Raw genomic sequence first — 17,037 nt, 5'->3', positions numbered from 1 at the left:
ATAACGAAAAGGAGATAAAAAAACATGAGAAAAGGCTTACTGTTACTCGTATTATTCTCTACTATTTACTTATTTGCCTGTAATTCTACTGAAGAGGTTACACCTCCAACAGTAAACAAGACTGAACAACCAATTGAACTTAAAGCATCTAAAGCAGAAATGATATCAACTAAAGCTCCTGAGGATTTTAAAGATAGAGAAGCTGTCGAAAAATATGTCGCCGAAGTTAGAGAAGCTTATGCGAAGGTTTCTAATTTAGGAGCTGAGTGGGATGCATTAAGAATGGGCTCTTCTACTGGAGAGGTAAGCTCTTTAAAATTCGCAGAAATAATTAAATCTGACTTTTTACCCAAAAACATGGCTATTATTGAATTAATTGAAGCAATTGTAGCTCCTAATGAGGAGATAGCTCTAAGTCACGAACTGTTGATAGACGCAATAAATAAGCAGCATATAGCATTTAGTGAGGTTGCAACTGCTATGGAAACAAACGATTCTAATAAAATGACGAAGGCAAACGAAATTTTAAGTGAAGTAAGAAAGCTAGATCGCGAATTTGGAAGAGAAATGGAGAACTTACTACTTGAATATAATATAGATTAATATTAAAATATCATATTTTTACTTAACATCATTTAGATGGCATGTTACTATTCATGGCCGTCTTTTTTGTCGTGTCATCCCTTATTCTTCTCCTCCCTTCTTAAGCATGTAATTCTCTCGCAAATCAATTTTTTATATCCTTCAAACACGCCTTTTCAAAGCCAAAAAGCTCGTTTATGAGCGATAAGAAACAAAATAGCAGTGCCTTCATTTCCTTAACTGAATATATTAATTAGGTGATTTAAAAAATGGAGTATTCAAGGTAAATAGAAATAAAATCAGCGTGAGAAAGATCTTAGTATGTGCTCTGATAGTATGCCTTTGCTTGTTCGCTTGGAAGAATGCTATTAAGGATTAATGTACTTAGAACAAAGTGCTTTTCTATTACCAGGAAGGGGTTATATAAAATGAGAAAATGGTTCGGATTAGTACTACTTTCAATCATTCTAGGTGTGACAGCCTGTTCTCCATCTTCAAAGGAGTCAAAGACCGATAAGGAATCGGAAGAAGTCGAAAAAAAGGAAGAGCAGTCTGTAACTAAAGAAGAAAAAGAGGTTGTCGAGGAAGAGCAGGAAGTAGAAGTTGTCGAAGAAGTATCAGCGGATAAGGAATTGATACAATTATACGTTGACGATGTACGAGATGCATATATGCAGGTATCTGATTTGGCGGTACAATGGGATGAACTTAGAATGGGTGCCTCTAACGGTGAAATTGACGGATATACGTTTGCTACTGCCATTTATGAAGAAATACTCCCACAAAATATGTATGTACTTGAAAACATAGAAGCAATCATCCCTCCTAATGAGGACATAGCCACTACCCATGAGTTATTAATAGATGCTATTAGCAAGCAACACATCGCATTTAGCGAAGTTGCTGCAGGCATGGATGCGAACGACCCAGATAAAATCACAAAGGCAAATGAAATTTTAAATGAAGTTCGAAAATTGGATCGAGAGTTTGGCAGAAAGATGGAGACACTAATCAAGGAATATGGAATAGATTAATATAGACAACAATGCCTATATATAATCTCTAATTTATATAGCTATAACAAAAAGAGAACATGAAAAATGGGCTGGTAAACATCTACCAAGCTCATTTTTAATATAGTACAAACTTAGTTTAATAAGGTTATTTAAATAAACTGATTATAGCCATTAAAACTAGTATCAAAGAGATCATCATAAATGTATAACCCATAAATGCTTTATTCACTTTTTTTAAATCGTTTAACCCTAATAGAAAACAATTTGCACCTATGAATAACGCCATAAAAGGTAATAAATTCAGTTCGGTTAGTATATCTAAAACTCCAAATACAATTGCACATACGAACAAGGTTACTCTTATTTTTTTAACATTTTTGCACCTCTTCATTTATACCATCCCTGATGAACCTTTTAAATCACCTGCTATATCCATTTACGCATAATATTTAAAGTGGAATGTATTATTCTTCTCTCTTTCTTCTTCCTAATCTATAGAGGTAGACACTTCATATATCCCTTGTAGAAAATCACCAAAATAATTTTATTCATAATTCCAAGCCTTCATACACTTTTCCCCATTCAAACAATAAATTCCTTTATCTTTCCTTTTTTAGTAATTAAACCTCTATCATTACTCATAAAAAATAACATTATTGGGCAACCTCTTAATGATTAAACAAATCTTTTCTTATGATAGGTGGAGAAATAAATGGAAAAGTCAAAAAAGCCGTTTTATAAAAAATGGTGGTTCTGGGTAATTGTCATTATTATAATTATTGCATTGTCTTCCGGTGGCGGGGATGAAGATGCTACAAATAATACCGCAACCGATCAAACTACAAACAAAACGGATAAATCCAATATCGCAGACAAACCTACAGAAGATAAGGAGGAACCCAAAAAGAAGGATGACGGGAAGATTAAATCGGGAACATACAAGATCGGGACTGATATTCCAGCGGGAGAATATATAGTGTTTGCAAAGGGCTACACTTATATTGAGAGCTCTAAAGACAGCTCTGGGGCACTTGAAAGTATTATTTTCAACGATAATTTAAGTAAGGGCGCCAACTCCTATGTGACGCTTAAAGATGGAGAATATTTTAAATTTCAGGATGGAGAAATGTATCCGGTTGAGCAAGCACCTTCTATCATTCCAGAAAATGGTGTCTATGCAGACGGTATGTATAAGATTGGAAAAGATATTCCAGCAGGAGAATATAAGATTACATTAGGTACAGATTCTGAATTAGGTTACTACGAAGTATCTAAAAGCAGCTCTCATCAGCTGGAAGATATCGTAACAAATGAAAATGTACAAGCCGATACTTATTTAACTGTTTCAGATGGACAGTATTTGAAGCTGCAAGGTGTAACCATTAATACAAAGTAAAAGAAGAAAAGCGTCGAGTAAATAAACTCAACGCTTTTTCTTTTTGAGGAATCATTCTTATTTTACTCTTAAAACTTGACCAACATAAATCGTATAATTGGAATCTAGACCATTCCAATCTTTTATCTGCAGAACTGTACTACCGTATCTCTGGCTGAGTCCGTAGACAGTGTCCCCGCTTACAACCGTGTGATAAACAGCTGTAGCCTTTTTAGGAAGCCCAAAGGACTTTACGATACCATTTACATGCCCTCTAGCAAGAGATTCAATGAAAGAGGAAGTCTTGAGCTTAGCTGCATCGTTGGCATTATCAATAAACCCGTTTTCTGTGAGAATCGAAGGCATATTTGATTCACGTAGGACATGGAAATTAGCGGTTTTCTTTCCTCTCTCCGAAAAATTGACAAGCTTCAATATTTCAGAGTGAATATTCGTTTGATACGTAGTAGTAGGCGAGCCGCTACCTGGATATATATAATCCTCATAGCCTGTCCCACCTCCAGCATTAATATGAATAGAAACGAAATAATCAGCTCCCCAAGCATTTGCTTGGTTCGTGCGCTCCTGTAAAGACAAAAATGAGTCTCCCGTCCGACTCATCAAAATACTTACATTGTTGTATTCTGCCAAAAGGATATTTTTTACACGTGTCGCAATTTGGAGCGTTAAATTTTTCTCCTGTAAGCCATTCCCCACTGCTCCTGGATCTGTTCCTCCATGACCTGGATCAATAAAAATTTTTACCATAATCAATCACCTCTTCTAATTTTTTTGTTTTTTATTAAACACATTTTTTCTTACCTTTTACTACACCAATGGAATCACCCCTTTCCATAGAAAGAGCCACCCATAAAGGGCAGCTCAATTTGGTTTTCTATAAGTTAATGCTCTTTTACTATCCGATAAATGCTGGGTAGTAGGATCTTGTACCAACCCAATCATAGAAAACAGACCAAACACTACATTTACAACCGCTAGCACCCACGTCTCTAGTTCATGGGATAAGGTATATTCTGTAATCTTTAGATGTTTGAAAGCTATAAGTACGAGCTCTGTTAAAATAAACAATTGGGATAGGAAGCCCATGACCCAAATCTTATTTTGCAAACGAACCTTCCAGTTAATATTCATACATTTGCCACCTCCTGTATGAGTGACAATTCTTCCATTCTTCTGTTCGCTAGTTTATTACCTTCCTCTATTCGAGTTAATCTTTCCGATAAAATCTCCCGTTGCTTTTCCAACGCCTTTATTTCTCTTTGAATTACCTCCACTCCCCTGCTGATCGTATCGAGCTTTGTTTCAATTACCGCAGTTCTAGCAGCCTCCGCCTTCACATCCTTGTCTCTGTTGCGGCTATAAGTGAGCAATCCTACAAAAAAACCTAATACTGTACATCCCATACCGATAAATAATTCCATTCCCTCACTCCTTTTAGGGAAAGAAAAAGAACGTTCCCACAATTGGAACGTCCTTTTTGTTTCTCCATTATTTTTTTATTTCTTCCTAGTTTATATTAAAACATATTAATATCGATATTTAGTGCCATCAATGTGCCCTCTTTTTGGGAAGGAGGATTATAAAAATCTATCATCCCCCAAAGTATTTTTGTAAAGCATCCTATAGGTTATATTAAATCATACTTTAAACAAAATAGTGTGCCTTAAAAGTGCCATTCTAATTCTCCTTTTAATACACTCAACTCATTATTTAAACTCTCCTTTTTTTCTTTCCATACAATTATGTCCATAGCTATGGCAAGCTTCTGAAAGGCAGATGCTTTGATACGGTAATACTGACGATGAGACAGATGTAGTTCGGTGTAAACTTCATAATCATATACCTCTTCCTTACCAAAATATTTCATCGTGATGATCGATCTTTCTTTATAGGACAATTTATTAACCGCAATTATTGTTTTCTCCATCACTTTTTCTCTTTTTCTTGCATAATCAACATTTTTCAAAGCAGATTTTTCTGTGGATGAACCATTAAAACCTCCTGAGGGAGGGACTAGAGAATATTGAGTTGTGATAGTAGGCATTTTATCGAGAGAAGATTGAAGCATATACATCCTGAATTCTGCAATAGAACGCTCTACTGCCTTTTTGGTCTTTTTAGAATCTATTTGTGAGTTCATATTAAATACCCTCCATTCAAATAGTAAAAGCATTTTTCACCTAAGCTCGTCTTTTAAATAAAAAAACATGTAAATAAAAAAAGACACGAAACTTGGATTCAAGTTTGTGTCCTGGTTATTCCAGTAACGATTATATTCTTTTAGTTGATTGAATCTCGATATGAGTAGGCTTTCCATTTTGCCATGTGATAATTTGTTTACCGTATCCGTATTGTGGACTTTCCACTAACTTCATCTTTCCATCCTTAATCAGACATACGACTTGTTCCACTTGATTCTTTTCTTCATTTTTCATACATATCTTCTCCCTTCCTCTAACTATGGCAGGCTGTTATCCCGTTTAAGTAAACAAAGGATGATAAACAGAATGATCTTATTTCAAATGTCCTTATTACCATCGACCAAACATACTCGCTAGCAGGCTTTTATGGTAGTGATTAAATTTAGCCTCCCCAGAATGTTCCTTTACTTTAAGATATTCCTCATACCCCCTACTTTTTGAAACGACAAACCACATTTCATGCGGATCCTTCAGTGTTCCATCATTGAAATACCACACATCTAACAAATAGGCGTCTTGCTTCATATTATTTCCCCTTTCATCAAAGTAACCGTTTTGGTGACTTTAACTTAAAATTTTTTATCCTGCTACAATCCCAAATGCTGGACCTGACTTGTGAAAATAATATATCACCATATCGGTTACTTGTAAATGGTATAATAGCATTAATCATAAATTTCATTCCCATTTTGGTGACTTTATTATATAATTGAATAATCACTAATGCAGGAGGAAAAACAGAATATGGAACTGACTAATTACGTAGGAGAACAGATTAAAAAATGGCGCATCATGAGAAATATGAACCAAGAAGAATTGGCTGAAAAGTTGCATACTACTAAACAAACTATTTCTCGTTACGAAAAAGGAGAAAGGAAGGCCAATCAAGAAATACTATATGAGCTTGCCAAAATCTTAAACGTGTCCATTAATGAGTTTTTCCCGCCATTGGAATCTAAAAAAGAAAAAAACATCGTAACAATAGCAGCGCATATAGATGAGGACGTCACTGAGGAAGAAATGGAAGATATTAAAAAATATATTGAGTTTATCAAGTCTCAAAGAAAATAAATTCTCTTATTATAGGGGTGTATTTGCATGAGTTATGAAAAACTTTTGATGGAATATCCGCAAATCTGCATAAGAGAAAAGGATTTGCCAAAAGGCCTTTCAGGACTTTATTACGACAATAATATTGAAATTAATAAATCACAGTCCTCCTATGAAAAACACTGCATTTTGGCTGAAGAGCTGGGTCATTATGAAACAACTGTTGGGAACATTTTAGATTTAAATAATACTAACAATCAAAAACATGAGCTAACTGCAAGAAGATGGGGTTACGAAAAAATAGTCTCTCTCGATCATTTAGTCGAATGTTATCTTCACGGGTATACGACTGCAGAAGAAATTTGCTTGCATCTTGAGATTACTCCAAGCTTTTTAAATGATGCATTAAAGGTTTATAAGCAACGTTATGGGATTTCAGTACACTATAAAAATTATGAATTATTTTTTGACCCTTTAAATATCATAAAGAAATGATTGTATAATAACCCATTTTGAAGGAGTAAACTCTATGAAACCGAAAAATATTATTGGATTGTCTGTAAGCTTCATTTTACTCGTGTATTTATTCACTTTTCTATTTATCAGAAAGGCTATCATGCTAGCAGATATTCCTGTTAATTACAAAATGCATGAATTGGATAACTTTTTCTTTCTAGTTTTACTTTCCTCCTTTATTCTAGTCGTATTCTTATTATTTTCTGATAAATCCCTAAAAATAAACTTAGTCATTTTAGCTTTGTTAACAGCCGTAAGAACAGGCTATTATTTTCAAGATAAAACAACTTTTAATAGTCCTATGACTAATGATTTAAATGAATATTTAATTTGGATGTTTTTATTTCCGCTAATCATTGGCCTTGTCCTATTAATTACTCACAATCGACCTAAGGTAACATAATTTTATCTATTTACTGGCAGCCATCCTTATGTAACGGGTTATATTGAACTACTCTTCACATTTTCGGCCAAAATAGATTGAGCAAAGGAGCTTAAATCTCCCACATAGCGGTTTACTCCATCTACGTGATAAAAGGTACTCGTTTGATCGAAGTTATATGAGGATTTGTATGTAGAAAATAAATATATACTTTTTCCTAATGCTAAGGCTAGCCCCATCTCTATATGGCTACCTTTTCCAGCTGGAAGTATCACAATCAGTAACTCGGATTCACTTACTGCCTTCATTTCTTTTTTACCGATTTCAGCAAGACACTCATATGACTCCGCTTTTTGATTTTCAGTCCAATCGTAAGTATGGTTCCATCCTTTTTGTTTTAGTAATTTTGCCAGCTCCCTTACTTGCTGGATATTCTGAAAGCTTGAAGCAATATAAAAGTTCATGGATGCTCCTCCCCTATGTATTACCAAGGTATAATCTCTAATAATGGCCACTTTTTTCCATTTCGTCGATTTGCTCTCATAAATCTCTTGAGTAACTAATAGTTTGTTAGGTCTAACAACCATCGAGAACAAATCATTTAAACCATACGGAGAATATATGCTGTACAGTCCATTATGCTCTAACCTAACCCCTATAGCAGCCACGGTCGTAGGCCAGCTGTCAATTGCTGTCTCAATCGACATATATGGTTTAATAGGAAATCCAAATTTACTTTCATACCAAAAATGTACTCTTGCTTGATTTTTTACGTCTAACTTAAAAGAAAAATCACCAAGAATTCTCTCTAATTCTTTCTTTAGCTTTATTTCATTATGTGCATCTATATTATATTTATCGTAATATATAATGTCGATGTCTGAAATACCATACTCCATTGGATATCCTGATATTTCGTTCCATATCGTATTTGTAACACTCCTTGCTCCCACATAATATTCAAATGGTGGATCTAATTGCATAAGAGCTCTCAATATACTACTCATAGATTTGCTTTTGTTAAGTGTTTCTATCAATTTATCCTCATACAAAAGGTTCCCTCCCATTGAATTAATCATTCGTAGTCCAAACTCTATATAGGATATTATCGTTTGCCTTTATTTTATCTCTGTGCACAGCAACCTTTACATTTAGGTGATCAGCCCATTTTGGTAGAAGCTCACTAAGACTAGCGGTCACCTTTTCATCGGGAGTCGCATATCCAACATTCTTTTTACTTACTAAGCAATCCAGGAAATCTACATACAATGAATCGGACCACTCATATACTTCCGTCTCCATATCGAATATCCTATTATCCTCCGCGTATTGACCATTTATCCATTGTATCTCCATTCCCATCCCCCTTTACTGGGTGTATACATCTCACTTACCTTTAAGACTATCTTTAATAATCCACCCAGCAGCTGTTGCTAAGTCAGGAAAGATGGCATCGGCTAGCGGATCCCTTTTTCCAAGAAATACACACTTCGTACCAGCTTTTTTTCCTGCTATTATATCCGTATCGGTATCTCCCACCATATAAGACTCAACCAATGTTACGTCGTATTTTCTAGCAAGGTCCTCAATTAATTTACTGTTGGGCTTTCTACAGGAACAGCCTTCCTTTGGCTTATGTGGACAATAGACAACTTCATGAATAACTGCCCCCATTTTCTTTAAAGCTTTCGCCATATGGTCATGGATGTGTATTAATTGTTGTTCCTGCATATAACCTAAGCCAACGCCGCCTTGATTCGTCACGACAAAAATATAGTCGAATACAGTATTTAATTTTTTTATGGCCTCTGGGACACCAGGGAGAAAATACAAATCTCTTGGCTTATTTACAAACTTTACTCGGTTAGACAACACTTCGTTTATAACACCATCTCGGTCTAGGAATACTGCTTTTTTCATCCTATTCACACCTTTATTATTTTCCTACTATTGTGCCCCTAAGGAAAATAATTATCAGGGTAATAAGACAAAATTATTAGCTATAACTTATTAATTTTTAAAAATATTGATAATAATGACTAAAAAAATGATTCCTACTACTAGAATCCCTCCAATAGTAGGACTGCCATACAGAGCACGATTCCACGCGTCATCCGTTTCAATTTTACTCTTCTTTTCCTCATTAGGTTTCCCCATACATTCACCCTTTTCGATTTAGTTTAAATACTTGCCTCCAGTATTTTTAAATCATGTGAAAACGTTGCATGAATTCTATGCCCGCCAAATAAATCCCCATCATGGAATTCACAGTTTATTACCTCTTTACTTATGACTACATCATATAATGTGATTGAAGATACAAACTTCTCATGAGTTATATTGTAATCACCTGCATCTACTGCATCCCAACTAAGAGTCGGATCATTTTCATCGTATTCAGGCCAAAAGTCATTTTTATAGTCAAGTAAATATGCAGCCACAGAAGTTCCAACTTGTTTATGGAAAATTTCTATAGAAGTAAACAGACTTTCTGCAATAAGTAATAATTGCTTGGCATCCACTATATTATTACTATTCAAGCTCCAAAAGATATTACCTTCACAGTTTTTAAATTTTTTTGTTCTCTCATCGTAACTGAACAATCCCAGGGCATCACTATATATTGATGAATTCATTTCATTATCACCTTCTCGTTTTTTTCAAAGAACTAAAAGGAGCAACGTGATGTTCTCTATCTATTTTTCATATACTCTATTATAACTGTTAAAAGAAGGCTTTTGGAAATATATGTAGAATACATATTCAGCTAGATAGGATTTCTGTAGAATTACGTTTAAAAAAGCTTGTTAAAAGGAGTTATAACATGAGGAGAGTTTATATAATCTTAATCTTCGTTTTGGTGTTAACTGCATGCCAAGTTCAAGCGGCAAACATTACTTTAAATGATGTGATTGTTTCACTAGAAAATCAACATCTTGATGTAGAAGAGACAAGGAAATCTACCGATAACATTTTTAATAATAAGCTGAATGGTATAAAGCCAAACAATTATACGCTACAGGACAAATCATTTTTGATCTATATCTTCGATTCTGAAGAAAATCGAAAAAAAGGACTTAAAGATTTTCAGAAACAAACAGAAAGTATGAATATTGTATCTCATAGTGTTTACGAAGTGAAAAATGTTTTAATCTTTTATGTATATGAAAAGGACATAGACAATAGCATCGAGGAAGGCCTTAAACAAACTATAAATAATTTAGAAAGGTTAGCTTTATAATTTTTGGGTTTTATAAAAAAATAGGGGCATTTCTCTTGACTGAGATCCCCTATTTGAATTCCAATTATAATTAATTTAGTGGTCTTGATATTATGAACTCATACTTTTCCACATTTTCATCTGCTTCCATTGGTACTCCAAATACAGTCGCTGCGTTAATAGTCGTTTCAACATTCGAAAGCTCGTCTTGTGTCAAAGACTCAAAAATGTCAGGATTCATTCTGATTAAGGTAACTTGCTTACCTTGTGAAGTAAGATATTCAATTCCTTCGTGCAGCCTATTTAAAAGTATTTCCATTTTGATTCCTCCTCCATTATTCCACATGAATAGCATGTCCTAAAAAAAGAAAAATATATAATATGCTCGTTTACTGATTCATTCGTATACTACGTAATTTTCACATCAAACAAATGCTTTTATACATGAATCAAATTAGTCGTTACCTTGGCTCATCGTTTAACCTATCTTAGACTCACTTGATTTGCGGGAACATATAATTTATAAATGGTACGCATCAAAACAATTATTCCATTGACATTTTAAACTAATAGAATTAACATTTAATAGAGTTAATTGAAAATGATAATCATTACTAATTAATCTTCAATTTATTTCAAATTTTAATGATGAAGAAGGAGTTTAAATAATGAAAAAGCTATTTATGATATCCTTACTGTTCTTTGTACTTATCCTTGCTGCATGTGGAGACAAGGAAACAAATAAGGAGCAAGGAAAAGAAGAAACAAAATCAGATACGATTACATACCAATCGGAAACTGGCCCTATCGAGGTTCCGGCAGATCCACAAAGAATAATTACACTCACGAATGGCCCAAATGCCTTAGCTTTAGACGCAAATGTAGTTGGAATTGATGATTGGACAAAGATGAACCCTCTATTTGAAGAACGACTGGAAGGAGTAGAGGTTGTAACAGAGGAGAACCTGGAAAAAATAATTGAATTAGAGCCAGACCTAATTATTGCAGGCTCTCATATGAATAATATTGACAAGTTAAATGAAATTGCACCGACTGTTGTTTTTACTTGGGGGAAACTAGATTACTTACAACAGCAACTTGAAATCGGAAAGCTTCTGAACAAGGAAAAGGAAGCGAACGAATGGATAGAGGATTTCAAATCTCGAGCTGAATCAATTGGCGAGGCTATTCGAGCAAAAATCGGAGAAGATGCAACTGTCTCTGTTATTGAAAGTGGTAACAAGGAGTTTTATGTTTTTGGAAATAATTATGCACGTGGAACAGAAATTTTGTACCAAGCAATGGGATTGAATATGCCCGAAAAGGTAAAGAATTCAGCTCTTGAATCGGGTATCTATACGATTTCAACTGAATTACTTCCCGAATACGCAGGTGATTATGTAATTTTGAGCAAAAATCCAGACGTAGATAACTCTTTCCTAGAAACAGACCTTTGGAAAAACATCCCTGCTGTTAAGAATGGTCAAGTATACGAAATAAATACAAAGGCTTCTACCTACAGCGATCCCATTACTCTAGAGCATCTTCTAGATTTCTTTGAAAGCTCGTTTTTGAATAAATAAGGACTCGTACAAACGTGAAATCAAGTTGCTGATTTCACGTTTTTTAATTTCTAGACTAGTTATATCCAAGCCTCGTGCACACATAGATTGCTCATAGAAGGCTCGAATAGTTAGAAAACATAATTGTACTATTTAATAAGAACGGACCGGTGAAATGAGTTGAAGATAAGAGGACTGTTCAATAGGCTCAATTAAAATTGGGCTCATTGAACCGTTAAAACTAACTTTTATCTCTTCTTCTTTTATTATCTTTAACGCATCCATCAAAAAAATCGCATCAAGTGAAATAGTTAGATTAGTGTCCCCAGTGATTGCTTTAATACTTAGTGTTTCTTCAATCTTACCTATTTCTGTGGAATTAGAAGAAATTTTGATTTTAGCACCATTGTTAATTTCTAGTTGTACATTGTTATTTTTCCATTCACTTGCAAAAAGACAAGCTCTATCGATAGCCTTTAACAGTTGTACTGTATTAAGTATAATTGTTGTCCTGAAATTATTTGATAGTAGGCCGGATATGTTAGGGTAATTTCCATCAATTAGTTTAGAAAAGAGGGAGATGGTATTTGACTTAAATACTATGTACCTTTCTGTCACAAATATGTTTATTACGGTAGATTCCTTGTTAATTAGATTGGATAGCTCACTTAAACTTGTGGCTGGAACATTGAAAGAACCATTCATAACCGAATCTATGGTAAGCTCCCTTAAAGCCAAACGCTGTGAATTTGTTGCAATACACGTGAGTCGATTTTGATGGAAAGACATATTAACTCCTGTTAAGACAGGTCTAGATTCATTCTTCGAGGCTGCATACACCGTTTGTTTAATAATCTCTACCAGCTCACCACTCGGAATTTTTATGCAATTAGTCTCATCTATTTGTGGAAGACTAGGATATTCATCTTTGTTGAATCCGTAAAGAGTCGTAATTATGTCATGCGACTGAATGGTAACCTGCTTTTCTTCATTTACTTTTATATGTATTTTTCCAGGTAACTTCTTTACAATTTCACTTAGAAGTTGAGCTGAAACTACAATTTCCCCTGCTTGACAAACTTCCACTAATTCGACTTCCTCTTTCCATACTGGAATAACCTTTTCGATTATAATATCAGAATTGCTTCCAACAAGAGTTAAGTGATTGTGATCAACAGTTATCTTAATTCCTGAGAGAATAGGGAACGGTGTTTTTAAAGATACTGCTCTATTCACTTCTGAAATTGCCTTGTTAAAACATGCACTATCTATTATAAATTCCATAAATACGGCTCACCTCATTTAAGCTTTAAGTATTACTAATTCGACTTCATTTACCAATTCCCCTCTATTTATTCTTATAAAATGAGTTAGATATCTACCCACTATACATAAAAAAACACCGTTCCAATCAACTATTGGACGATGTTTTAAAAAAATATTTTTTCACCTTAATACTCAGTTTGAGTTTAACAATGTGGATATTCTGCTGAATACTTATTTGTTTTTAAGATACTCCATGCCTTTATCAGTTATTGCTAAAACCAGGTTATCTGAACCCTGCCCGCTATCCACTGCATATTCCATTTTGATTAAGTATTCAATCGCTTGTTTGCTATTGAGATCCGTATTTACCATAGCTTTAGGTAATACATAGCTCCCGCCATCATTAGCAAAATGATAATCATACAGACTTTGTAACAAAATATCCGAAAGTTTATTTATTTCTTCATTGATCATGAATCATCACTCCTTCGTAATCAATATACAGCATTAGAGAAAAAAACTCTTTATTTTTGCTTCCGACAAATAAGCTTCTCGTACGATAATAAGAAAAGCGTTGGAGCCCAAGAGCCCCAACGCTTTACTATTAATACATCTTCAAATATTGCTCACGTTCCCATGGATGTACAGTTGTACGGAACATATCCCATTCGATTTCTTTTGCTTCTACGAAGTTAGCATAGATGTGTTCACCTAGTGCTCCACGAACGATTTCATTTTTGCCTAACTCTTGAACAGCAGCGTGTAATGATGGTGGTAGGTTATGAATACCATTTTCAATACGTTCTTCTTCTGTCATAACATAAATGTTACGATCTACAGCTGGTGGTGGTGTTAATTTGTTTTTAATACCATCTAATCCAGCTTGAAGAATAACTGCCATAGCTAGGTATGGGTTTGCCGCTGGATCTACCGAGCGAACCTCGATTCGTGTACTTAAGCCTCTAGAAGAAGGAATTCGAATTAAAGGGCTACGGTTTTGACCTGACCATGCTACATAACAAGGTGCTTCGTAGCCTGGCACAAGACGTTTGTATGAGTTAACAGTTGGGTTAGTGATAGCAGTGAAGCTTTGAACATGCTTCAATACACCAGCCATAAATTGCATTGCTGTTTCACTCATTTGCATATCTGCAGACTCATCGAAAAAGGCATTTTCTTTCCCTTTGAACAATGAAACGTTAAAGTGCATTCCGGAGCCGTTCACACCGAATAATGGTTTTGGCATGAATGTCGCATGTAGGCCATGCTTACGAGCAATTGTTTTAACTACAAGCTTGAACGTTTGGATGTTATCACAAGCAGTTACTGCGTCTGCATATTTGAAGTCGATTTCATGCTGTCCAGGAGCAACCTCATGATGAGACGCTTCAATTTCAAAGCCCATTTCTTCTAATTCAAGAACGATATCACGGCGACAGTTTTCTCCAAGGTCCATTGGAGCTAAATCGAAATATCCGCCATGGTCATTTAAGTCAAGTGTTGGCTCACCTTGAGCATCTAATTTAAATAGAAAGAATTCTGGCTCTGGCCCTAAGTTAAAGCTAGTGAATCCTAACTCTTTCATTTCTTTTAAAATACGTTTTAAGTTACTGCGCGGGTCTCCTGCAAATGGAGTTCCGTCTGCTTTATTAACATCACAGATAAGACGAGCTACTTTCCCTTTACCTGTAATCCAAGGGAATACTACCCAAGTGTCTAAATCTGGAACTAAGTACATATCTGATTCTTCTATACGAACAAATCCTTCGATAGAAGATCCGTCAAACATCATTTTATTGTCAAGAGCTTTATCGAGCTGACTCACTGGAATTTCCACGTTTTTAATCGTACCTAGTATGTCTGTAAATTGAAGACGAATAAAATTCACCTCATTCTCTTGAACGAACTTTTTGATGTCTTCTTTAGTATACTTACTCATTTTTCCACTCTCCTAAATATTTGATATTTTTGTTGAAGCTTACTTAACGAAAAAAGCGGGATAAGTCCCCTTGTCTTAAAGAAGCACGTTGCTGACTTTGTGCCAGTCGCATCTCTTCCTTTACAATGGCGCGTAACTCTTGATCAGAAATTACTTGTCGAACATCCTTAGAGGTTGCAGGATTTTTCTTCATTTCAAAAATTTGTTTAATACCGGCTATGTTCACACCCGATTTCAGAAGGTCTTTAATCTCTAACAAGACATCGATATCATCCAGTGAGAACATGCGTTGCTTACCTTCCGTCCGTGCAGGCTGAACTAATTCTTGCTCTTCATAATAGCGAATTTGTCTAGCGGTTAAACCAGTTAGCTGCATGACAATATTCATCGATAGCAGTGGCATGGAACGTCTCCATTCCTTTTCCATCGCTGCACCTCCTATGTAGGTTATAAACATAGTATATGTGATGTTAGCTAACATGTCAACACCATGTCAGCAAAACTTACATAAAATTTTCAAAAAATTAAACCACTCTCTATATTTAGAAAGTGGTATTTTTTTGTTATTTATTCAAGGACTGAACTGCTCCTAAAATCGCATATTTGACATGTTCGTATGTTAACCCACCTTGTATAAACGCCGTAAATGGAGGTCTGATCGGACCATCTGCAGTCAGCTCCATGCTTGAGCCTTGCACAAATGTACCCGCAGCCATAATAACATCGTCCTCGTAGCCAGGCATATAGGCCGGCTCTGGGGCAAATTGGGCATTAATGGGTGAATGCATTTGGATTGCCTTGCAGAATTGAATCATTTGCTCAGGTGTCTGAAAGGAGACGGATTGTATTAAATCCGTACGTTTTTGAGTGTAATGTGGCTCCGTTGACATACCTACTTCCTCCAATACTGCGGAAGTAAAGATTGCGCCTTTAACTGCCTGTGAGACAACATGGGGAGCTAGGAAGAATCCCTGATACATATCTAATAATGTGTTCAGTGAAGCACCCGCCTCTGAACCTATACCCGGAGAAGTCATTCTGTAAGCGCATTTTGTAACAAAATCTTTTTTTCCTGCAATGTACCCACCAGTTTTAGCAATCCCACCACCAGGATTTTTAATCAGAGAACCTGCCATTAAATCTACTCCGACATTAGTTGGCTCTAAGGATTCCACGAATTCTCCATAGCAATTATCTACAAAAATAATGACGTCCTGCTTAATCGATCTAATTTTTTCTACCATTTCCTTGATTTGCGACACTGTGAAAGAAGGACGAACAGCATAGCCCTTTGAACGTTGGATGGCGACCACCTTGGTTTTGTCATGTATTGCATTTTTAACTGCTTCCCAATCCACCGCTCCTTCCTCTAGCAAGTCAACGTGCTGATAACTGATACCAAAATCAGCTAAAGAGCCCGTATCCTCTTCTCCGCCACTGACAATCGACTGTAAAGTATCATACGGTTTGCCGGTTATGTATAACAGCTCATCATTTGGTCTAAGAACACCAAATAAACTGATTGAGATTGCATGAGTCCCGCTAATGATTTGCGGTCTTACTAGAGCTGCCTCTGCTCCGAAGGTTGTTGCATATACTCGTTCTAACGTATCCCGACCTTCATCGTCGTAGCCATAGCCAGTCGAAGGATTAAAATGATGATCACTCACATGATGTGTTTTGAAGGCATGAAGGACTTTTTGTTGATTGTGAAACGCGATACGTTCTACTTCTTTGTGATAATCTGCAATCTTGGCTTCTGCCGAAGTTGCCAGAGCCAATACTTTTTCTGATAAGGTAGTTGTAAATTCCATGATGCATCTCCTAATTCTATTCATTGTACTTTGTATTTTGTTTGATGAATTATACTTATAAACTCGTTTTTGATAAAAGAGAAAAGACTAATT

26 protein-coding genes are annotated in these 17,037 nt (G+C 35.4%); 8 read left to right on the top strand and 18 right to left on the bottom strand.

Annotated features, from left to right (window positions below):
* The first annotated feature begins 24 nt into the window (after positions 1–24).
* Positions 25–603 (top strand): hypothetical protein, encoded by a 579-nt coding sequence (locus tag NSQ95_RS07760; RefSeq protein ID WP_342560656.1) that lies wholly within the window; start codon positions 25–27, stop codon positions 601–603.
* 407 nt (positions 604–1,010) lie between these two features.
* The gene (locus NSQ95_RS07755; protein WP_342560655.1) at positions 1,011–1,616 is read left to right on the top strand and encodes a hypothetical protein; all 606 of its coding nucleotides are present in this window, start codon (positions 1,011–1,013) and stop codon (positions 1,614–1,616) included.
* 127 nt (positions 1,617–1,743) lie between these two features.
* On the opposite strand, the gene NSQ95_RS07750 is transcribed toward NSQ95_RS07755, so the two are convergent.
* The gene (locus NSQ95_RS07750) at positions 1,744–1,989 is read right to left on the bottom strand and encodes a hypothetical protein (protein ID WP_342560654.1); all 246 of its coding nucleotides are present in this window, start codon (positions 1,987–1,989) and stop codon (positions 1,744–1,746) included.
* 321 nt (positions 1,990–2,310) lie between these two features.
* Between NSQ95_RS07750 and NSQ95_RS07745 the strand changes: the two genes are divergently transcribed.
* Positions 2,311–2,994 (top strand): hypothetical protein, encoded by a 684-nt coding sequence (locus NSQ95_RS07745; RefSeq protein ID WP_342560653.1) that lies wholly within the window; start codon positions 2,311–2,313, stop codon positions 2,992–2,994.
* A 57-nt stretch (positions 2,995–3,051) separates the two neighbouring features.
* On the opposite strand, the gene NSQ95_RS07740 is transcribed toward NSQ95_RS07745, so the two are convergent.
* From NSQ95_RS07740 to NSQ95_RS07715, 6 genes are all read right to left on the bottom strand, one after another.
* The gene (locus NSQ95_RS07740) at positions 3,052–3,741 is read right to left on the bottom strand and encodes an N-acetylmuramoyl-L-alanine amidase (protein ID WP_342560652.1); all 690 of its coding nucleotides are present in this window, start codon (positions 3,739–3,741) and stop codon (positions 3,052–3,054) included.
* 114 nt (positions 3,742–3,855) lie between these two features.
* Entirely contained in the window at positions 3,856–4,125 is a 270-nt protein-coding gene (locus tag NSQ95_RS07735; RefSeq protein ID WP_342560651.1) for a phage holin, read from the bottom strand.
* Entirely contained in the window at positions 4,122–4,415 is a 294-nt protein-coding gene (locus tag NSQ95_RS07730; protein ID WP_342560650.1) for a hypothetical protein, read from the bottom strand. The genes NSQ95_RS07735 and NSQ95_RS07730 overlap by 4 nt, the downstream gene beginning before the upstream one ends.
* Before the next feature lie 242 nt (positions 4,416–4,657).
* Positions 4,658–5,134 carry an ArpU family phage packaging/lysis transcriptional regulator gene (locus NSQ95_RS07725; protein WP_342560649.1) on the bottom strand — a complete coding sequence of 159 codons (477 nt, stop codon included), beginning with the start codon at positions 5,132–5,134 and terminating at the stop codon, positions 4,658–4,660.
* A 130-nt stretch (positions 5,135–5,264) separates the two neighbouring features.
* Complete coding sequence (locus tag NSQ95_RS07720) at positions 5,265–5,429, bottom strand: DUF3954 domain-containing protein (protein ID WP_342560648.1); 165 nt, start codon at positions 5,427–5,429, stop codon at positions 5,265–5,267.
* Between the two features lie 96 nt (positions 5,430–5,525).
* On the bottom strand, positions 5,526–5,720 hold the full coding sequence (locus NSQ95_RS07715; RefSeq protein WP_342560647.1) for a hypothetical protein: 195 nt from the start codon (positions 5,718–5,720) through the stop codon (positions 5,526–5,528).
* A gap of 219 nt (positions 5,721–5,939) precedes the next feature.
* On the opposite strand from NSQ95_RS07715, the gene NSQ95_RS07710 reads away from it, so the two are divergent.
* Genes NSQ95_RS07710 through NSQ95_RS07700 form a run of 3 tightly spaced genes read left to right on the top strand, consistent with a single transcriptional unit; the run spans position 5,940 to position 7,164 of the window.
* The gene (locus tag NSQ95_RS07710; protein ID WP_169360789.1) at positions 5,940–6,266 is read left to right on the top strand and encodes a helix-turn-helix transcriptional regulator; all 327 of its coding nucleotides are present in this window, start codon (positions 5,940–5,942) and stop codon (positions 6,264–6,266) included.
* 27 nt (positions 6,267–6,293) lie between these two features.
* Complete coding sequence (locus tag NSQ95_RS07705) at positions 6,294–6,740, top strand: ImmA/IrrE family metallo-endopeptidase (RefSeq protein WP_342560646.1); 447 nt, start codon at positions 6,294–6,296, stop codon at positions 6,738–6,740.
* A 34-nt stretch (positions 6,741–6,774) separates the two neighbouring features.
* Positions 6,775–7,164, top strand: coding sequence for a hypothetical protein (locus tag NSQ95_RS07700; protein ID WP_342560645.1), 390 nt, complete (start codon positions 6,775–6,777; stop codon positions 7,162–7,164).
* A 38-nt stretch (positions 7,165–7,202) separates the two neighbouring features.
* On the opposite strand, the gene NSQ95_RS07695 is transcribed toward NSQ95_RS07700, so the two are convergent.
* The 5 genes from NSQ95_RS07695 to NSQ95_RS07675 form a co-directional block, all read right to left on the bottom strand.
* Positions 7,203–8,195, bottom strand: coding sequence for a nucleotidyltransferase family protein (locus NSQ95_RS07695; protein ID WP_342560644.1), 993 nt, complete (start codon positions 8,193–8,195; stop codon positions 7,203–7,205).
* Between the two features lie 19 nt (positions 8,196–8,214).
* A complete protein-coding gene (locus NSQ95_RS07690) occupies positions 8,215–8,499 on the bottom strand; it encodes a hypothetical protein (RefSeq protein ID WP_342560643.1) in 285 nt (94 codons plus the stop codon).
* A 30-nt stretch (positions 8,500–8,529) separates the two neighbouring features.
* On the bottom strand, positions 8,530–9,063 hold the full coding sequence (locus tag NSQ95_RS07685; protein ID WP_342560642.1) for an HAD family hydrolase: 534 nt from the start codon (positions 9,061–9,063) through the stop codon (positions 8,530–8,532).
* Positions 9,064–9,153: 90 nt separating this feature from the next.
* Complete coding sequence (locus tag NSQ95_RS07680; protein WP_342560641.1) at positions 9,154–9,300, bottom strand: hypothetical protein; 147 nt, start codon at positions 9,298–9,300, stop codon at positions 9,154–9,156.
* A gap of 23 nt (positions 9,301–9,323) precedes the next feature.
* Positions 9,324–9,779, bottom strand: coding sequence for a DUF2262 domain-containing protein (locus NSQ95_RS07675; RefSeq protein WP_342560640.1), 456 nt, complete (start codon positions 9,777–9,779; stop codon positions 9,324–9,326).
* Between the two features lie 188 nt (positions 9,780–9,967).
* Here NSQ95_RS07675 and NSQ95_RS07670 point away from each other — a divergent pair, with 188 nt between their 5' ends.
* Positions 9,968–10,384 carry a hypothetical protein gene (locus NSQ95_RS07670; protein ID WP_342560639.1) on the top strand — a complete coding sequence of 139 codons (417 nt, stop codon included), beginning with the start codon at positions 9,968–9,970 and terminating at the stop codon, positions 10,382–10,384.
* Positions 10,385–10,454: 70 nt separating this feature from the next.
* On the opposite strand, the gene NSQ95_RS07665 is transcribed toward NSQ95_RS07670, so the two are convergent.
* Positions 10,455–10,682, bottom strand: coding sequence for a lactate dehydrogenase (locus NSQ95_RS07665; protein ID WP_169361148.1), 228 nt, complete (start codon positions 10,680–10,682; stop codon positions 10,455–10,457).
* A gap of 349 nt (positions 10,683–11,031) precedes the next feature.
* Between NSQ95_RS07665 and NSQ95_RS07660 the strand changes: the two genes are divergently transcribed.
* Entirely contained in the window at positions 11,032–11,946 is a 915-nt protein-coding gene (locus NSQ95_RS07660; RefSeq protein WP_342560638.1) for an iron-hydroxamate ABC transporter substrate-binding protein, read from the top strand.
* A gap of 132 nt (positions 11,947–12,078) precedes the next feature.
* Here the strand turns inward: NSQ95_RS07660 and dnaN are convergent, their stop codons facing one another.
* The 5 genes from dnaN to NSQ95_RS07635 all read right to left on the bottom strand — a co-directional run bounded on the left by dnaN (position 12,079) and on the right by NSQ95_RS07635 (position 16,944).
* Positions 12,079–13,209: a DNA polymerase III subunit beta gene (dnaN, locus tag NSQ95_RS07655; RefSeq protein ID WP_342560637.1), complete on the bottom strand. Its 1,131-nt coding sequence runs from the start codon at positions 13,207–13,209 to the stop codon at positions 12,079–12,081.
* A 213-nt stretch (positions 13,210–13,422) separates the two neighbouring features.
* Complete coding sequence (locus NSQ95_RS07650; protein ID WP_342560636.1) at positions 13,423–13,665, bottom strand: hypothetical protein; 243 nt, start codon at positions 13,663–13,665, stop codon at positions 13,423–13,425.
* Between the two features lie 130 nt (positions 13,666–13,795).
* Positions 13,796–15,130, bottom strand: a complete 1,335-nt coding sequence (gene glnA, locus NSQ95_RS07645; protein ID WP_342560635.1) for a type I glutamate--ammonia ligase — start codon at positions 15,128–15,130, stop codon at positions 13,796–13,798.
* 43 nt (positions 15,131–15,173) lie between these two features.
* Positions 15,174–15,557 carry a MerR family transcriptional regulator gene (locus tag NSQ95_RS07640; RefSeq protein WP_169361155.1) on the bottom strand — a complete coding sequence of 128 codons (384 nt, stop codon included), beginning with the start codon at positions 15,555–15,557 and terminating at the stop codon, positions 15,174–15,176.
* A gap of 136 nt (positions 15,558–15,693) precedes the next feature.
* The gene (locus NSQ95_RS07635) at positions 15,694–16,944 is read right to left on the bottom strand and encodes a methionine gamma-lyase family protein (protein WP_298472226.1); all 1,251 of its coding nucleotides are present in this window, start codon (positions 16,942–16,944) and stop codon (positions 15,694–15,696) included.
* Between the last annotated feature and the right edge of the window lie 93 nt (positions 16,945–17,037).

It is taken from the genome of Psychrobacillus sp. FSL W7-1457, assembly GCF_038593405.1.
In the GTDB taxonomy this organism is placed as follows: Bacteria; Bacillota; Bacilli; order Bacillales_A; family Planococcaceae; genus Psychrobacillus.
This window is presented reverse-complemented; position numbering and strand designations above follow the sequence as displayed.

Excerpts from the sequence above, each read along its gene's own strand:
- NSQ95_RS07685 (WP_342560642.1), bottom strand. The coding sequence starts at position 9,063 with ATGAAAAAAGCAGTATTCCTAGACCGAGATGGTGTTATAAACGAAGTG.
- NSQ95_RS07675 (WP_342560640.1), bottom strand. The coding sequence starts at position 9,779 with ATGAATTCATCAATATATAGTGATGCCCTGGGATTGTTCAGTTACGAT.
- NSQ95_RS07735 (WP_342560651.1), bottom strand. The coding sequence starts at position 4,125 with ATGAATATTAACTGGAAGGTTCGTTTGCAAAATAAGATTTGGGTCATG.
- NSQ95_RS07650 (WP_342560636.1), bottom strand. The coding sequence starts at position 13,665 with ATGATCAATGAAGAAATAAATAAACTTTCGGATATTTTGTTACAAAGT.
- NSQ95_RS07670 (WP_342560639.1), top strand. The coding sequence starts at position 9,968 with ATGAGGAGAGTTTATATAATCTTAATCTTCGTTTTGGTGTTAACTGCA.
- NSQ95_RS07640 (WP_169361155.1), bottom strand. The coding sequence starts at position 15,557 with ATGGAAAAGGAATGGAGACGTTCCATGCCACTGCTATCGATGAATATT.
- NSQ95_RS07700 (WP_342560645.1), top strand. The coding sequence starts at position 6,775 with ATGAAACCGAAAAATATTATTGGATTGTCTGTAAGCTTCATTTTACTC.
- NSQ95_RS07710 (WP_169360789.1), top strand. The coding sequence starts at position 5,940 with ATGGAACTGACTAATTACGTAGGAGAACAGATTAAAAAATGGCGCATC.
- NSQ95_RS07755 (WP_342560655.1), top strand. The coding sequence starts at position 1,011 with ATGAGAAAATGGTTCGGATTAGTACTACTTTCAATCATTCTAGGTGTG.
- NSQ95_RS07730 (WP_342560650.1), bottom strand. The coding sequence starts at position 4,415 with ATGGAATTATTTATCGGTATGGGATGTACAGTATTAGGTTTTTTTGTA.
- NSQ95_RS07705 (WP_342560646.1), top strand. The coding sequence starts at position 6,294 with ATGAGTTATGAAAAACTTTTGATGGAATATCCGCAAATCTGCATAAGA.
- NSQ95_RS07750 (WP_342560654.1), bottom strand. The coding sequence starts at position 1,989 with ATGAAGAGGTGCAAAAATGTTAAAAAAATAAGAGTAACCTTGTTCGTA.
- dnaN (WP_342560637.1), bottom strand. The coding sequence starts at position 13,209 with ATGGAATTTATAATAGATAGTGCATGTTTTAACAAGGCAATTTCAGAA.
- NSQ95_RS07725 (WP_342560649.1), bottom strand. The coding sequence starts at position 5,134 with ATGAACTCACAAATAGATTCTAAAAAGACCAAAAAGGCAGTAGAGCGT.
- NSQ95_RS07720 (WP_342560648.1), bottom strand. The coding sequence starts at position 5,429 with ATGAAAAATGAAGAAAAGAATCAAGTGGAACAAGTCGTATGTCTGATT.
- NSQ95_RS07715 (WP_342560647.1), bottom strand. The coding sequence starts at position 5,720 with ATGAAGCAAGACGCCTATTTGTTAGATGTGTGGTATTTCAATGATGGA.
- NSQ95_RS07665 (WP_169361148.1), bottom strand. The coding sequence starts at position 10,682 with ATGGAAATACTTTTAAATAGGCTGCACGAAGGAATTGAATATCTTACT.
- NSQ95_RS07760 (WP_342560656.1), top strand. The coding sequence starts at position 25 with ATGAGAAAAGGCTTACTGTTACTCGTATTATTCTCTACTATTTACTTA.
- NSQ95_RS07690 (WP_342560643.1), bottom strand. The coding sequence starts at position 8,499 with ATGGAGATACAATGGATAAATGGTCAATACGCGGAGGATAATAGGATA.
- NSQ95_RS07740 (WP_342560652.1), bottom strand. The coding sequence starts at position 3,741 with ATGGTAAAAATTTTTATTGATCCAGGTCATGGAGGAACAGATCCAGGA.
- NSQ95_RS07680 (WP_342560641.1), bottom strand. The coding sequence starts at position 9,300 with ATGGGGAAACCTAATGAGGAAAAGAAGAGTAAAATTGAAACGGATGAC.
- NSQ95_RS07660 (WP_342560638.1), top strand. The coding sequence starts at position 11,032 with ATGAAAAAGCTATTTATGATATCCTTACTGTTCTTTGTACTTATCCTT.
- glnA (WP_342560635.1), bottom strand. The coding sequence starts at position 15,130 with ATGAGTAAGTATACTAAAGAAGACATCAAAAAGTTCGTTCAAGAGAAT.
- NSQ95_RS07635 (WP_298472226.1), bottom strand. The coding sequence starts at position 16,944 with ATGGAATTTACAACTACCTTATCAGAAAAAGTATTGGCTCTGGCAACT.
- NSQ95_RS07745 (WP_342560653.1), top strand. The coding sequence starts at position 2,311 with ATGGAAAAGTCAAAAAAGCCGTTTTATAAAAAATGGTGGTTCTGGGTA.